12 protein-coding genes are annotated in these 15,929 nt (G+C 36.3%); 10 read left to right on the forward strand and 2 right to left on the reverse strand.

The features are described 5' to 3' along the window. The first annotated feature begins 359 nt into the window (after positions 1-359). Together BLV35_RS12905 and BLV35_RS12910 are read left to right on the forward strand one after the other, a co-directional pair. Positions 360-1,190, forward strand: coding sequence for a mechanosensitive ion channel family protein (locus tag BLV35_RS12905; protein ID WP_091090862.1), 831 nt, complete (start codon positions 360-362; stop codon positions 1,188-1,190). Positions 1,191-1,525: 335 nt separating this feature from the next. Continuing rightward, positions 1,526-4,156 (forward strand): MGH1-like glycoside hydrolase domain-containing protein, encoded by a 2,631-nt coding sequence (locus tag BLV35_RS12910; protein ID WP_091090866.1) that lies wholly within the window; start codon positions 1,526-1,528, stop codon positions 4,154-4,156. A gap of 92 nt (positions 4,157-4,248) precedes the next feature. Here the strand turns inward: BLV35_RS12910 and BLV35_RS12915 are convergent, their stop codons facing one another. Continuing rightward, complete coding sequence (locus BLV35_RS12915; protein WP_091090870.1) at positions 4,249-5,022, reverse strand: TlpA family protein disulfide reductase; 774 nt, start codon at positions 5,020-5,022, stop codon at positions 4,249-4,251. Positions 5,023-5,350: 328 nt separating this feature from the next. Here BLV35_RS12915 and asnS point away from each other — a divergent pair, with 328 nt between their 5' ends. Further along, complete coding sequence (gene asnS / locus BLV35_RS12920) at positions 5,351-6,787, forward strand: asparagine--tRNA ligase (protein WP_091090873.1); 1,437 nt, start codon at positions 5,351-5,353, stop codon at positions 6,785-6,787. A 91-nt stretch (positions 6,788-6,878) separates the two neighbouring features. Continuing rightward, complete coding sequence (gene rpoN / locus BLV35_RS12925) at positions 6,879-8,345, forward strand: RNA polymerase factor sigma-54 (RefSeq protein ID WP_091090876.1); 1,467 nt, start codon at positions 6,879-6,881, stop codon at positions 8,343-8,345. 377 nt (positions 8,346-8,722) lie between these two features. Here rpoN and BLV35_RS12930 read toward each other — a convergent pair whose 3' ends face one another. Next, positions 8,723-9,346 (reverse strand): thymidine kinase, encoded by a 624-nt coding sequence (locus BLV35_RS12930; protein ID WP_091090879.1) that lies wholly within the window; start codon positions 9,344-9,346, stop codon positions 8,723-8,725. 238 nt (positions 9,347-9,584) lie between these two features. On the opposite strand from BLV35_RS12930, the gene BLV35_RS12935 reads away from it, so the two are divergent. From BLV35_RS12935 to BLV35_RS12960, 6 genes are read left to right on the forward strand one after another with little or no spacing between them, the layout of a single operon-like run. Continuing rightward, a complete protein-coding gene (locus tag BLV35_RS12935; RefSeq protein ID WP_091090883.1) occupies positions 9,585-10,685 on the forward strand; it encodes a hypothetical protein in 1,101 nt (366 codons plus the stop codon). Positions 10,686-10,726: 41 nt separating this feature from the next. Then, positions 10,727-11,440 carry a 16S rRNA (cytidine(1402)-2'-O)-methyltransferase gene (rsmI, locus tag BLV35_RS12940; protein WP_091090887.1) on the forward strand — a complete coding sequence of 238 codons (714 nt, stop codon included), beginning with the start codon at positions 10,727-10,729 and terminating at the stop codon, positions 11,438-11,440. A 3-nt stretch (positions 11,441-11,443) separates the two neighbouring features. After that, on the forward strand, positions 11,444-12,496 hold the full coding sequence (locus tag BLV35_RS12945) for a flavin monoamine oxidase family protein (RefSeq protein ID WP_091090891.1): 1,053 nt from the start codon (positions 11,444-11,446) through the stop codon (positions 12,494-12,496). Between the two features lie 12 nt (positions 12,497-12,508). Continuing rightward, positions 12,509-12,853: a HopJ type III effector protein gene (locus BLV35_RS12950; RefSeq protein WP_091090894.1), complete on the forward strand. Its 345-nt coding sequence runs from the start codon at positions 12,509-12,511 to the stop codon at positions 12,851-12,853. Positions 12,854-12,900: 47 nt separating this feature from the next. Continuing rightward, the gene (gene recJ, locus BLV35_RS12955) at positions 12,901-14,589 is read left to right on the forward strand and encodes a single-stranded-DNA-specific exonuclease RecJ (RefSeq protein WP_091090898.1); all 1,689 of its coding nucleotides are present in this window, start codon (positions 12,901-12,903) and stop codon (positions 14,587-14,589) included. Continuing rightward, complete coding sequence (locus BLV35_RS12960; protein ID WP_091090900.1) at positions 14,589-15,869, forward strand: MFS transporter; 1,281 nt, start codon at positions 14,589-14,591, stop codon at positions 15,867-15,869. The genes recJ and BLV35_RS12960 overlap by 1 nt, the downstream gene beginning before the upstream one ends. The last annotated feature ends 60 nt before the right edge of the window (positions 15,870-15,929 follow it).

Consider the following 15,929-nt stretch of genomic DNA (forward strand, 5'->3'; position numbering starts at 1 on the left):
CGGTACGTCTTTTTTAAAACACACCATATAAAACTCAAAAAGCTTCCCTCTTTCCAGACGGGAAGCTTTTTTTTTAAACCTGAAACCCTTGTTTATTATGAGTTACTTTTTAAAATATGTATATTTGGAAATCATGACAATTCAAGTAAAAAAGAGCTAACTCTATCAATTACACGTACTGATTTTACCAAAAAGACTGCGAAAACAATCAAATTAAACGTTAGTTTAAAAAAAAACAGCAAATAAAACTTAGGCCATTCACTCACGTGATGTTAATGCTAAAGTGGAGTCCAGTGACCACTAAAAAAACGGGGCGAAATCGAAAAGCCTAATGAGTAGAAAAACAAAAAATAAATAAAATGGAACAACAAGCTACAGTTGTAAACAATTACCTTGACAAGATAATCGACTTCGGTTTTGAATACGCACCTAAATTAATCGGCGGCATACTAGTGCTGTTTATCGGTTTATGGGTTACCAATTTAATTACCAAAGCGGTTGGAAAATCATTGCAAAAGTCGAACATTGATCAGTCTCTTGTCCCTTTTTTAAGAAGTATTACAAACATGTTACTGAAAGCATTATTAGCTATTACCGTAATGGGAATGATAGGTATTCAAATGACTTCCTTTGTTGCTATTATTGGTGCTGCAGGTCTAGCTGTTGGTCTTGCATTATCCGGGACGCTACAAAATTTTGCCGGAGGTGTCGTTATTTTAATTTTAAAACCTTTTAAAATAGGCGACATGATTGAAGCGCAAGGCTATACAGGAATCGTAAAAGAGATTAGTATTTTTTCTACTATGTTGAATACTCCAGATAAGAAATTAGTAATAATTCCTAATGGGCCGCTCTCTACGGGTGCGCTTACCAATTTTTCTGCTGAACCACTGCGAAGAGTAGACTGGACATTTGGAATAGCCTATGGTGATGATGTTGAGAATTTCAAAAAGGCAATTAATGACTTCATTGCTGAAGACAGCCGAATTTTAAAGGACCCTGCTCCTTTTATGGGCTTATCTGAACTTGCTGATAGCTCTGTTAATTTCACTGTTAGAGTATGGGTTGACGGCCCTGATTATTGGGGCGTATTTTTTGATATGAATGAGAAAGTATATACCCGTTTTGGCGATTACAAACTCAACATCCCCTTCCCTCAAATGGATGTTCACGTCCAAAGCAATAAATAATAACGAACTTACATTCCTTAATTTTTATAAAACAACTAAAACTTCCGTCATTCTAACGGGAGTTTTTTTTAAGGTCAATCCAAAAAAACACAATGTCAGTTCATCAATGAATAGTACTAATTTTTACGAGATAACAAAAGAATCTTAACAATCTTAGACAATTAAGCAATAGTAACCAGTTGCTTAAGCAGTAATTAAAAATAAACCTTATTTTTACCAACTCACTTTAAAGAAAAGAGACTTTATTAAAATCTTTTCGCTTTTAGTAGATCGTTTTACAACAAAGGCTTTATTTTTATTTTAAGTCTAAAACAATAATTATTACACCTCAATATATGACTCATAATCTTTCTGAAGCAGAAAAATTAGCTGTTTCTGATAGCTATAGAAATTGGAAAAAATGGGGCCCTTACTTAGCCGAAAGACAATGGGGAACTGTTCGAGAAGATTACAGCGACAATGGAGACGCTTGGGAATTTATCAACCACGACAAAGCACGCAGTAATGCGTATCGATGGGGAGAAGAAGGAATTGGTGGTTTTTGCGATTCTCGTGAAATCCTATGTTTGGCTCCCGCCTTTTGGAACGGAAAAGACCCTATTTTAAAAGAGCGTTTATTTGGTCTTACTAACAATCAAGGAAACCACGGAGAAGATGTTAAAGAACTTTATTTTCACCAAGTTTCAACGCCCACGCATTCCTACAACAAATACCTTTATAAATATCCTCAAAACAAATTTCCTTATGACGATTTGGTAACAAAAAACCAACGCAGTCGTGAAGAAACTGAATTCGAATTATTAGATACGGATAGTTTTAAAGACAATGCCTATTTTGATTGTTTTATCGAATATGCAAAAGCAGGTATTGATGATATATTAATGAAAGTTACCGTTGTCAATAGAGGAAAAGATACAGCCGAAATTCATGTACTTCCCCACCTATGGTTCCGTAATTTCTGGAAACACAACAACAGGCATCCACGCCCTAGTGTGGAATCTGTTTCAGACAACACTATCCTTTCAAAAAGCAGTCGAAATGACGACTATTATCTTTATCATAATGAAGGGGTACAATTATTTTGTGAAAACGAAACTAACAACAAGCGTATTTATAACTCAGCTAACGAATACGAGTACGTTAAAGATGGAATTAACAACCATGTTGTAAGCGGAGAACCTACTGTAAACCCCGAGAAATTTGGAACCAAAGCTGCTGTTTGGCATCAATTTAATTTAAAAGCGGGCGAAGAAAAAAGCATCAAAATTCGCTTGAGCAATGTCGCACTTGAAAACCCTTGGACCGACTTCGACACGATATTTGAATTAAGAAAAAAAGAATGTGAAACTTTTTATGACGAAATCATAAGTAAAAAAATCCCCAAAACACACCAAGCGATTGCAAGAAGTGCTTTTTCAGGTTTGTTATGGACAAAGCAGTTTTACTATTATGATGTACACAAATGGCTGTTTGGAGGTGTTGACGAAAAATCAACAACCCACAGGAGAACAGATTCACGTAATTTTAGTTGGCAACACCTTAATAACCGACATGTTATTTCCATGCCCGATAAATGGGAATATCCTTGGTATGCTGCTTGGGACCTTGCTTTTCATATGGCATCCTTTGTAGAAATCGACCCTTATTTTGCTAAACAGCAACTTTTATTAGTATTACAAGAAAGCTATATGCATCCTAATGGTCAAATTCCAGCTTATGAATGGAACTTTAGTGATGTAAATCCACCTGTTCATTCTTGGGCAGTTTGGAATGTTTATGAAAAAGACAAAAAACGAACTGGCAAAGGAGATACCCCATTTTTAGAAAAAGCATTCCAAAAACTCCTAATCAACTTTACTTGGTGGGTAAACCAAAAAGATAAGAGCGGTACCGATTTATTTGAAGGAGGGTTTTTAGGCTTAGACAACATTGGTGTTTTTGATCGCAATCATATGCCAGAGGGAATTAAAAAAATGCAACAGGCAGATGCAACGAGCTGGATGGCAATGTTTTCTTTGAATATGTTGCGTATGTCACTCGAATTAGCAAAAACTAATGAAATTTACGAAGAAATATCGGCTAAGTTTTTTAGGCATTTTTTAAATATCGCTTGGGCCATGCATCATATTGGAAAGAAAGATCTTTCGCTTTGGGATGATAAAGACAATTTCTATTATGACGTTGTTGAAATGTCTGATGGAACTAATGAACGTCTAAAAGTACGTTCCTTGGTTGGTGTTATTCCAATGTTTGCTGTTGAAATCATGAATATTGATTTATTCAAAGAACTAAAAGAATTTCAAAAACGAGCAAACGAAATCATCAGAACACGTCCCGATCTAGCTTCATTAATTTCAAATTTAGAGAACGCTAATAAAGATGGTAATTTTCTTTTCTCGATTATGCGCGGTTTTAGACTAGAGCATCTTTTAAAACGCTTGTTGGATGAGAATGAATTCCTTTCAGATTACGGAATTCGTTCCCTTTCTAAATATCATAAAGACCATCCCTTTGTTTTTGGTAACGAAGGACATCACAAAATTCAATACGAACCTGGTGAAAGCCGTTCCGGTATGTTTGGCGGAAACTCTAACTGGCGTGGCCCTATCTGGATGCCTTTGAATTATATGATTATTCAGTCATTGCGTAAGTATTATACTTTTTACGGGCCAACTTATTTATATGAATTCCCTACTGGTTCTGGCACTAAGTTGAACTTAAACGAAATTGCCAACGAGTTAACAAAAAGATTAATTAAACTTTTTGAACCAGATGAAAATGGCAAATTCGTATACCACTCTGATGATCCGAACCATGTTTTCTCTGAAGAAGAACATTTTAAAAAACAGCATTTCTTCTATGAGTTTTTTGACGGTGATACTGGAAAAGGACTTGGCGCTTCGCATCAAACAGGATGGACAGCACTAATTGCCAATTTAATTATGGAAATGGAAAACAATCAATAAATGTACAGATACTATTCCCGTCATTCTTGGCGGGAATTTTTTTTACCCAATAATTTGAGCATTTGTATATTCGTTTAATTCTCTAGCTATTATTAATCCTTACTCGCTTTCGCTAAAGCAACTTCAAGACTTTTACTATCAGAAAGCACTTTGACAATAAGCCCTTCTTTATTAATGATAAAATGGGTAGGAAACGCATTGAGTTGCAGTGTCAAATTCATATACGTCTTCATATTGGGAACAACCGAATAAGAAAGCGGGCTTCTAACTAAAAACGGCTTCAATTGCTCTGGCGAATCTTCGGCTAGACTTATGAAAACGATGTCTTTTCTATTTTTATACTTTTCAACTAATTGATTGACATCTGGAAATTCTTTAAGACAGGCTGCACAATGAATGTACCAGCATTTTATAACTACAATCTTTCCTTTTAGATTTTCATTTGTAATCAAATTGCCGTTTAAATCTTTGAATGAAAATTCTGGAAATGGTTCAGCTTCTTTTTTATAATTTTGAATCTCATTGAATGCCACTTCTGAAATGGAAGCCTTAATACTTGTATCTGATGTTGCTTCAATTTTAAAAAGCTTGTAATAAAAAACGTCCATGTCTGATTCTAAGCGAATGGGGATGTAGTTTCCTTCACTTAACACATTCAGAAAAGTCTCTTTAGTAATTTCTTTTGAATTTGTATCTAATGGTACAAAATCTTGAGATAGCATGATATTATCCTTTTGATAGTTGCGCCAATCCAAATAGGTTTTTTGAACTTCAATAGAATTTACCTCTGGTTTCCCTAATTTAGTTTGACTAGTACACGATGCGAAAATCAAAACTAAAGAAAGGGTATAAATATTTTTTTTCATTACGAATAAATAAGCCTCTAAATTAAGTGATTTAGAGAACAAACAACGATCTAATCTTCGTTTATTAAGCTGGAGCGCACGCAAAGTCATTACGTCAATGAATTGTTTTTTGAATTTTTACTGTTTCCACCATTTTCTAGCCCCGATAGCAGCGGCATCCTTTTACTTTTTTCTTTAAAAAGTAAAAGATATAGCGAATAGCGGGAAAAAGCTCCATATTGACACATTCCCTATAATGACAATTAAAACAAATCAATTATATTTGCATTTACTATTCTTCGATACCCTTTGATATCATCAATGGTATAGTTAAAAATCTAAAATTAAAATGAGACATACAAAAGTTAAAGACTTACTAAACAGTACAACGGCGCTTCATGAAGTAAATGCGAAAGGATGGGTGCGAACTTTTAGAAACAATCAATTTATTGCTTTAAATGATGGATCAACCATCAATAATATACAATGTGTTGTCGATTTTGAGAACACTCCTGATGAAACTTTAAAAAGAATTACTACTGGTGCTGCTATTTCTGTAACAGGAACTTTGGTCGAAAGTAAAGGTGCGGGACAAAAATTTGAGATTCAAGTTGCAAAACTAGAAATCCTTGGAGATTCAGACGCTGAGAAATTCCCGATACAACCAAAGAACAAACCAAGTTTAGATTACTTGCGTGAAAATGCACATTTACGTGTTCGTACAAATATGTTTGGTGCGATTATGCGTGTGCGTTCGGTTTTGTCATATGCAGTTCATAGTTATTTCCAGGAAAAAGGTTTTGTATATGTGAATACGCCTATCGTAACGGGATCTGACGCTGAAGGTGCTGGTGAAATGTTTAAAGTAACCGCTTTGCCATTTGACGGTACTCCAAGAACCGAAGACGGAAAAGTAAACTATAAAGAAGACTTCTTTGGAAAAGAAACTAACTTGACGGTTTCAGGACAACTAGAGGCAGAAACGTATGCGATGGCTTTGGGTCAGGTATATACTTTTGGGCCTACGTTTAGAGCTGAAAACTCAAATACTTCTCGTCACCTTGCAGAATTCTGGATGATTGAGCCAGAGGTTGCTTTTAATGATTTGAATGACAATATGGACTTGGCCGAAGACTTTATTCAGTACGTTATCAAGTACACAATGGAGAAATGTCCAGAAGATTTGAAATTTCTAGAAACACGTTTATTAGACGAAGAAAAATCAAAACCACAGGCAGAAAGAAGCGAAATGGCTTTACTTGACAAATTAAATTTTGTTTTGGAAAATAATTTCAAACGCGTATCTTATACTGAAGCAATTGACATTTTAAGAGATTGTACTCCAAATAAAAAGAAAAAATTCAACTATATTATTAACGAATGGGGTGCTGATTTACAATCAGAACACGAGCGTTACTTAGTAGAGAAACATTTTAAATGTCCGGTAATCTTGTTTGATTACCCAGCAAATATCAAAGCGTTTTACATGCGTTTGAACGAGGACGGAAAAACAGTTCGTGCGATGGATATCTTATTCCCTGGAATTGGAGAAATCGTGGGAGGATCACAAAGAGAAGAGCGTTTTGATGTTTTGGTCGAAAAAATGAAAGCCTTAGGAATTGACGAAGAAGAACTATGGTGGTATTTAGATACACGAAGATTTGGTTCAGCAGTCCACTCTGGTTTCGGACTTGGATTTGAAAGATTGGTGTTATTTGTTACTGGTATGACAAACATACGTGACGTAATTCCTTTTCCAAGAACGCCATTGAACGCGGAGTTCTAAGAATAGTTTAAATTGTTTAAAGTTTAAAGTTGTTTAAAACGCGAGCAACTTTAAACCTTAAATCTTAAACTTTTTAAACAAAAAATATAAAATGCTAAAGCAATTTTTAAATTTAAAGTTATCCCAAAAATTATCTCCTCAGCAAATTCAGCTGATGAAGTTAATTCAATTGCCTACGCAAGCATTTGAACAACGTTTGATGGAAGAGATGAATGAAAATCCGGCTTTGGAAGCTGGAAAAGAAGAAGATGAGTACGAAAAAGACGAGTTTGAAAACGAAGACTATGACGACTACGATGATTCTGAATCCGATCGTGTTGACGCAGAAGACATCAATATCGACGAATATCTAAGTAGTGACGACACTCCAGATTATAAAACCCAAACAAACAATTATAGTGATGATGATGAAGATCGTGAATCTCCATTAGCAGCACCTGTTAGTTTTCATCAAGACCTAATAAATCAGTTAAATACGTTTATACTGAATGATGACGAACGAGATATTGCCGAATTTTTAGTAGGTAGCATCGACGACATGGGTTATATCCGTCGCAGCATCCCTGATATTGTTGATGACATGGCATTCACTCAAGGGCTTTATACTGATGAAGTTACTGTAGAAAGAATGCTGCATGTTATCCATGAATTAGAACCTTCAGGAGTGGGCGCCCGCGACTTACAGGAATGTTTGTTGCTGCAATTGAAACACAAAACACCAACGGAATCGGTAGAATTAGCGACTGATATTATCGAAAACCAATTTGATGCTTTTACCAAAAAGCATTACGATAAATTAATCCAAAAATATAATGTTTCCAATGAGCAGCTTAAAAAGGCAATTCACGAAATAGAGAAGCTAAACCCAAAACCGGGTGGTGCTTTTACCGGAAATAATAAAATTACAGAAAATGTGGTTCCCGATTTTGCTATTAGAATCGTTGATGGCGAACTGGAATTAACCTTAAACGGAAGGAATGCTCCTAGCCTGCACGTTTCGAAAGATTATCAAGAAATGATGCAGACGTATAAAGAATCTACTGATAAATCAGGCCCTCAAAAAGATGCTGTTCAATTTATCAAACAAAAATTAGATTCGGCGAAGTGGTTTATAGATGCAATCAGACAACGTCAGGAAACACTTTTTGTTACTATGAATGCGATTATGCATTATCAAGAAGATTTTTTTCTTGAAGGAGATGAAACTAAGTTGAAACCGATGATTCTGAAAGACATTGCTGACATGGTAGGTCTTGATATTTCGACTATTTCCCGAGTAGCAAACAGCAAGTATGTTGAGACTCCTTATGGAACTAAACTGATTAAGGAATTTTTCTCAGAATCGATGAAAAATGATCAAGGAGAAGATGTTTCGACTTTGGAAATCAAAAAAATTCTACAAAATATCATTGAGGAAGAAGACAAGAAAAAACCATATCCAGACGATCAATTAGCTGAATTACTTAAAGAAAAAGGATATCCTATTGCTAGAAGAACCATAGCTAAATACAGAGAACAACTTGACATTCCAGTGGCTAGAATGAGGAAGAAGATTTAAGATCAGTTAGTGTCTTTATAGAACCATTAAGAATTTAAGAAAATTAAGGTAGTACTTAACCAACTTGAATTCTTGATGCTTTTTTTTTTAAATCAAGGAAGCTTTAGATTATTAAACTTCATAACACCCCGCTAAATGAGCAAGAAGATAATAAATCGCAAATAGTTTAAAAATATTTCTAGCTAAAAAATAAAAAACCCTTTCTGAGCATCAGAAAGGGTTTTTTATTTCATGGATTCGAAGTTGGCTTTAGATTATTAACCTTCATAACGCCCCACTAAGCGAGCACGAAGATAATAAATCACAAATAAGATAAAAAACAAAAAACCCTTTCTGAGCATCAGAAAGGGTTTTGAATTTCATGGATTGCACTCAAGTTACAGCTCCCTCTCCTTTGGAGAGGGCTGGGGAGAGGACTCCTGATCTTTTCTCATCGCATGGTAATAGGCGGCACGACTCAAAGGCTCGTATTCTTCTGTTTCTCCTAGCATGACTAATTTCTCATTGTCTGTTTTACGAAAACTGTAATTAGCTAAATTTCCAGTGCGAGTACATACCGCATGAACTTTGGTAACATATTCAGCAGTTGCCATTAAAGCTGGCATTGGGCCAAAAGGATTTCCTTTAAAGTCCATATCTAATCCAGCAACAATAACACGGATTCCCTGGTTAGCTAAATCATTACAGACCCGTACGATTTCATCATCAAAAAATTGTGCTTCATCGATCCCTACAACATCACAGCCTTGTGCTAAAATTGCAATATTTGCAGCTGCAGGTACCGGTGTAGAACGAATTTCATTAGCATTATGGGAAACAACCATCTCATCATGATAGCGAGTATCGATCGTAGGTTTAAATATTTCTACTTTTTGTTTGGCAAATTGCGCTCTTTTTAGACGTCGAATAAGCTCTTCGGTTTTACCCGAAAACATCGAACCGCAGATAACTTCGATCCAACCAAATTGTTCTTTATGATTTACTGTATTTTCGAGAAACATTTTGTATTTTTCTAACTTAAAAAATGAATAGTTTTTATTACTTTGTAATGTAATAAACCGACTTAAGATTTTATACTTTTACGTAGTCTCAAAAGTAGAAAATTTTTATCAATTCAATGATTTGTGAACGCTTAATTAAAAATTAAATGTTCCCTATTAAGGGGCTTATTTCTTTAGTAGGATAAAAATTATAGAAAATTATAAACACATACGCCATATATACCATAATTCAAACGTCATGAAAAAAAGATTGGAAGCCGATTTAGTCAGCATTGCACACAGAATATTACAACTTAAGAATAAGTCTGACATCAATCAATTGTTTTTGGAGACACAAAAACTATATGAAAAACTTGCGGTTTTACGATTTATTGATGAGCAATATGGCACTGTCAGACCTACAATAGGCCATGCTGAAATTGAAAAAGAAATCGAAGCTTTTTATGACAAAAGTGATGAACTGCCAGTTGAGACCATGATTGAAATGACTGAATTTGTTCCAGTAGAAGAAGTTCCTGAAGAAGAAGAGGTTGTTTTCGAATACGCTCCTATAGAAGAAATTCCTGCCGAAGAAGTAAACATTCAGCAACCTACCGTAACGGAAGAACCTATCGAAGAAAAAAGCACTACTGAAGAAGAGGAAGAAGAACTTACTGCAGAAGACGTAAATGATTTAGGTGATTTTGCAGCAGATATAGCAGAACAACCAGTAGAAGACATCGAAGCTATCGAAGAAGAAGCCTTGAGTGACGAAATGGAATCGGAAGATACAGCGGAAGAAGAAGAAACCGAAGAAGAAATAGTTAAAAATGAAGAGCCAGCAACTGAAAAAGAACCTGTAGCAGACTTTAAGGCTTCTTTTGAATTAACTGAAGAGACCGAAGTTGAAACCCCAAAGAAAGAGCAAACCATGCAGATTTCGTTTGAAGATCTACTTGGAGGCCATTATAGCGAACCTGATTTTGTAAAAGTCGATGAAATAGAAGCGTTACCACCGGAAACTGTGTTTGAAGCTGTAGAAAAAACAGAAGAAAAAGAAACGCCTCCGCCAACTAAACCAGTTGAAAAAAATGCTGAATCAAAAACAGTTTCACTGAATGACAAATTTTCAAAAGGAATCGACATCGATCTAAATGACCGAATCGCATTTGTAAAACATCTTTTTGGCAACAGCAACGAAGATTACAACCGTGTGCTAAGTCAATTAATCACTTTTGACAATTTCTATGAAACGCGTAATTTCATTGAAGAAATGGTAAAACCTGACTATAATAATTGGACAGGAAAAGATGATTATGCTGAACGTTTTATGGATATCATAGAAAAAAAGTTTCTTTAAATATATTTCGAAATACTAATAAAATTCCCGCATAACAGCGTATGTCAAAATTATATATAGTTCCCACACCAATCGGTAATCTTGAAGATATGACCTTTAGAGCCATCAGGATTCTAAAAGAGGTAGATTTGATTCTCGCCGAAGATACCCGCACCAGCGGAAAACTCCTGAAGCATTTTGAGATTGGCACACACATGTACAGTCATCACATGCACAATGAGCATAAAACCATCGAGAATTTAATCTCCCGATTAAAGGCTGGCGAAAATATTGCATTGATATCTGATGCCGGAACTCCTGCTATTTCAGACCCAGGATTTTTATTGACACGTGCATGTGTGGAGAACGGCATAGCCGTGGAATGCCTACCAGGCGCTACCGCTTTTGTCCCTGCTTTAGTAAATAGCGGATTACCAAATGATAAATTTGTTTTCGAAGGATTTTTGCCTGACAAAAAAGGAAAACAAACTCGTTATTTGGCTTTAGCCGAAGAAACACGAACCATGATTTTATATGTTTCTCCACATAAATTACTGAAAACATTAGCTGAATTCATAACCTATTTTGGAGAGGACAGACCCATTTGTGTTTGTAGAGAATTATCTAAACTACACGAAGAAAATGTTCGTGGGACAGTGAGAGAAGTTTTAACGCATTTTGAAAAAATAGCACCACGAGGCGAAATCGTTGTGGTTGTAGGCGGAAAACCAATCACCAAAGAAGTGAAAAAAAGTAAATTCCAGAAAGACGAATAAAACATGAATAACGCAAAAATCATAATCATCGGTGCCGGTCTATCGGGTTTAATGATCGCTTATTTGTTACAAAAAAAAGGGTTTGAAGTTATTATATTAGAAGCTCACACCCGCATTGGTGGCCGTATAGAAACAGTCATCGGTACGACTGGAGCCACAATGGAATTAGGCGCCACCTGGTTCAGCAAACCACACCAACATTTGATTGCCTTATTAGCTGAACTCGATATATCCTACTTTAGGCAACACACCCAAGGCATCTCTTTTTTTGAAACTATGTCCTTTGTGCCTCCGCAAAAATTTGAGATTTCAGATGCCGAAGAACCCTCTTATCGTATAGTCGGTGGAACGGCCACATTGATTGAAAAATTAGTTGCTGAAGTTGGGATTCAAAATATCAAAACACAAACTAAAGTAACGGCTATAAAAGAAGTTAATAACCACTTAGAGGTTACAGATTCTGATGGAATAATATACGAAGGTGCTAAAGTCATCAGTACTTTGCCCCCGCATTTGTTAGTTCAAACAGTAACATTCGAGCCACTTTTACCTGATTCTATTCAGCAATTAGCACGAAAAACGCATACTTGGATGGGCGAGTCCATAAAATTTGCCGTGGAATATACCAGACCGTTTTGGCGAGAAAACAATTATTCTGGTACACTGTTCAGTCAAGCCAGCATCATTCAGGAAATGTACGACCACAGCACTGCTGACAATAAAGGATATGCATTGAAAGGTTTTCTAAACGGCGGTACAAATACGCTATCAGAAGAAGAAAGGAAAGCGAAAGTGATCCTTCAACTTACGAAACTTTTTGGTGATGATGCTGCAAATTATGTGGCCTATCACGAAAAAGTATGGAGAAACGAACCACTTACCTTTTTCCCGTACGAGCATCTGCTAATGGGGCATGAAAACAACGGACATCCCGACTATAAAAAACCATTATTAAACGATAAATTATATATTTCTGGTTCAGAAACTGCCTCCGAAAATCCAGGATACATGGAAGGAGCCGTAGTTGCGGCCAAAAATATTGCTTCCCAATTTTAACAAACTAAGCACATGAATCTAAACTCTTTTTTAGAAAAATTAAAACAAACTCCACAAAATATCACATTCGCAGAAACCATTGCCATAATTGAAGAAAATTATATTTTTTCTCCAATAGCATTCGAAAATGGATTGCAGCATAATGCAGCGGGAGAGAACTCTGGTTCTTGTAAATTGTTCGCTTTCGCCGAATTGCAAAACTTGTCTGAAGCAGCTACATTATCTTGTTTTGGCGCTTATTATAGTGAAGAAGTTTTAGGAGATCCGGAAGGAACAAATCATCAGAACATTCGCAACTTCATGAAAACTGGTTGGGACGGAATTGCGTTTTACGGTGAAGCTTTGATTGCAAAATAATTCACCTTTCTACCGAACTTGAAACCTGAAACTTTAAACAAAAAAACATGCGTTGGACTATAAAACCAAAACCTTCCGAAGATAAAATCAAGCATTTGGCGCAAGCCTTAAATGTGGAAGATTTTGTAGCTACCTTATTAGTACAGCGCGGGATTGAAACTTTCGAAGACGCTAAGAACTTCTTTCGTCCGTCATTAGACCATTTGCATGATCCCTACCTGATGAAGGATATGGAAAAAGCGGTGGCTCGAATTGAATTAGCCATTGAAAATCAGGAAAATATTCTTGTTTTTGGCGATTATGATGTCGATGGAACAACCGCTGTCTCACTAGTATCTTCGTATTTAAAAACATATTACCCTAATGTTGCCACCTATATTCCGGATCGCTACGATGAGGGATATGGCATTTCATTTAAAGGGATTGACTTTGCCGATGACAATGGCATCTCGCTAATCATCGCCTTAGATTGTGGTATAAAATCCATCGATCATGTGGCATATGCCAAAGAAAGAAATATCGATTTCATCATCTGTGATCACCACAGACCGGGAAAAATATTGCCCGATGCTGCTGCTATTTTGGATCCCAAAAGAGACGATTGCAACTATCCTTATGATGAATTGTGTGGATGCGGAATTGGATTTAAATTAATTCAGGCACTAGGGTCAAACCGAGGACAGACAGTAGAAGATTTAACCTCCTATCTCGACCTGGTTGCCGCCGCAGTAGCTGCCGATATCGTTCCGATGACCGGTGAAAACCGCGTACTCGCCTACTTTGGATTGCGAGTTATCAATAGCGATCCAAGACCGGGAATTAAAGCTTTAGTTCATCAAGTCAAAAAACAAACCTTAGATATTACCGATGTTGTATTTATCATCGCACCAAGAATTAATGCCGCGGGACGGATCAAACATGGAAATCATGCGGTAGAATTATTAACAGAATTTGATTTTGAGCAAGCACAGCAATTTGCTTCAGAAATTGAACAATACAATTCAGATCGTAAAGATTTAGACAAGCAAATCACCAAAGAAGCGCTTTCGCAAATTATAGAAAACCAAGAAACAGAACGATTTACCTCTGTCGTCTATCAAGAAGATTGGCACAAAGGCGTAATAGGAATTGTGGCTTCCCGATTGATTGAAACTTATTACAGACCTACTTTGGTTTTTACCAAAAGTGGTGATAAATACGCCGCTTCGGCCCGTTCCGTAAAAGGTTTTGACGTTTATAATGCGCTAGAAGCCTGTGCACAACATTTGGAGCAATTTGGAGGACATATGTATGCCGCCGGAATGACATTGAAAGAAGAAAATTATTCCCTGTTCAAAGAAGCCTTTGAAAAACAGGTACAAGAAACGATTCATCCGGACATGCTGATTCCAGAAATTGAGATAGATGCCGAAATAGATTTTGCAGATATTACCCCTAAACTCACCCGAATATTAAAACAGTTCGAACCATTTGGTCCGCTAAACATGACTCCTGTATTTCTAACAAAAAACATAAAAGACACCGGCTACGCTAAAAAACTTGGTGAAGATGATGCCCATTTAAAACTGTTTGTAAAACAGAACAGCTCCGAAGGTATTCCAGCCATAGGTTTCGGACTAGGAAATAAAATGGAATTAACTACAAATCAGAAGCCCTTCGAAGCGGTGTATTGCATTGATGAAAATGAATGGAACGGTAAGATTTCGATTCAACTGAGATTAAAAAACATTAAGTAATGAGTACACCCAAAATAAAAAAAGACCCCTACGCAGCACTGCGTTATAAAGAATTTAATACTTTTTTATTATTGCGTTTTGCCATGGTATTTGCTTGGTCAATGCAATTCATTGTCATAGAATGGCAAGTTTACAGCATCACTAAAGACCCACTTTCATTAGGTATTATTGGATTGATGGAAGTGATTCCCGCTATTTCCATGGCTTTGTTTGCTGGTCACATTGTAGACCAGAAAGAAAAAAAAGGACTGTTAGTGAAATGCATTTTGGCTTTTTCGGTTATTAGTTTTGGGCTATTTTTATTGACCTGGCCGGCAGTAGTACAAGATTATGCATTAAAAACGATTTTGTATTCCATCTACTTTTTAGTTTTTCTTGGCGGATTAGTTCGAGCCTTTTTAGGACCAACCATCTTTTCGTTGTTATCCTTGCTCGTTCCTAAAAAAGTATATCCCAATGCAGCCACTTGGAGTAGTTCTGTTTGGCAAATTGCCTCGGTTGTCGGACCGGCAGTTGCTGGATTCTCTATCACTTTGATTGGTGTACATTGGTCAATGTGTTCTGTTTTCGCCTGTTCTGTTTTTGCATTGTTGGCTTTATCGCAAATAGATAAAAAACCAATTTTAAATCCAAAAATAGGGGAACCTGTGATGCAGAGTTTAACCGAAGGAATAAAATTTGTATTCAACAATAAAACTATTTTAGGAGCGATTACACTTGACATGGTTTCTGTTCTTTTTGGTGGAGCTATAGCGCTGTTGCCCATCTTTGCACAAGACATACTAAAAGTGGGACCGGAAGGGTTTGGTTTTTTAAGAGCCGCCCCAGCCGTAGGAGCCTTTTTGACCATGATCATTACAGCCTATGTTCCCTTGAGTAAAAATGCAGGAATGAAGCTATTAGGAGCAATATTTGCTTTTGGAATCTGTATTATTGTATTTGGACTTTCTACAATTTTCTGGGTATCGCTATTGGCATTATTCTTTAGTGGTGTATTCGATGGTATCTCAGTAGTAATCCGTCAAACGATTCTACAACTAAAAACTCCAGATCATATGCGCGGTAGAGTTTCGGCAGTAAACTCAATGTTTGTAGGTTCTTCAAATGAATTGGGTGCTTTTGAAAGTGGTGTTACTGCTAAATTAATGGGAACGGTTACCGCAGTTGTTTTTGGCGGAAGCATGACACTTATAATAGTGGCATTTACAGGAATCATTTCTCCCTCTTTTAGAAAATTAGATTTGAGAAAAGATTTAGAAGAACATGAAAATCAGGAGTAAATTGCAATTATTTTTTACACACCCTAAATACCACTAAAACTGAGTATTTGATTTACAATT

The sequence above is a fragment of the Flavobacterium gillisiae genome, assembly GCF_900107635.1.
In the GTDB taxonomy this organism is placed as follows: Bacteria; Bacteroidota; Bacteroidia; order Flavobacteriales; family Flavobacteriaceae; genus Flavobacterium; species Flavobacterium gillisiae.

Bases quoted from the DNA above. Each gene is read 5' to 3' on its own strand.
- BLV35_RS12905 (WP_091090862.1), top strand. From the start codon at position 360: ATGGAACAACAAGCTACAGTTGTAAACAATTACCTTGACAAGATAATC.
- BLV35_RS12910 (WP_091090866.1), top strand. From the start codon at position 1,526: ATGACTCATAATCTTTCTGAAGCAGAAAAATTAGCTGTTTCTGATAGC.
- BLV35_RS12915 (WP_091090870.1), bottom strand. From the start codon at position 5,022: ATGAAAAAAAATATTTATACCCTTTCTTTAGTTTTGATTTTCGCATCG.
- asnS (WP_091090873.1), top strand. From the start codon at position 5,351: ATGAGACATACAAAAGTTAAAGACTTACTAAACAGTACAACGGCGCTT.
- rpoN (WP_091090876.1), top strand. From the start codon at position 6,879: ATGCTAAAGCAATTTTTAAATTTAAAGTTATCCCAAAAATTATCTCCT.
- BLV35_RS12930 (WP_091090879.1), bottom strand. From the start codon at position 9,346: ATGTTTCTCGAAAATACAGTAAATCATAAAGAACAATTTGGTTGGATC.
- BLV35_RS12935 (WP_091090883.1), top strand. From the start codon at position 9,585: ATGAAAAAAAGATTGGAAGCCGATTTAGTCAGCATTGCACACAGAATA.
- rsmI (WP_091090887.1), top strand. From the start codon at position 10,727: ATGTCAAAATTATATATAGTTCCCACACCAATCGGTAATCTTGAAGAT.
- BLV35_RS12945 (WP_091090891.1), top strand. From the start codon at position 11,444: ATGAATAACGCAAAAATCATAATCATCGGTGCCGGTCTATCGGGTTTA.
- BLV35_RS12950 (WP_091090894.1), top strand. From the start codon at position 12,509: ATGAATCTAAACTCTTTTTTAGAAAAATTAAAACAAACTCCACAAAAT.
- recJ (WP_091090898.1), top strand. From the start codon at position 12,901: ATGCGTTGGACTATAAAACCAAAACCTTCCGAAGATAAAATCAAGCAT.
- BLV35_RS12960 (WP_091090900.1), top strand. From the start codon at position 14,589: ATGAGTACACCCAAAATAAAAAAAGACCCCTACGCAGCACTGCGTTAT.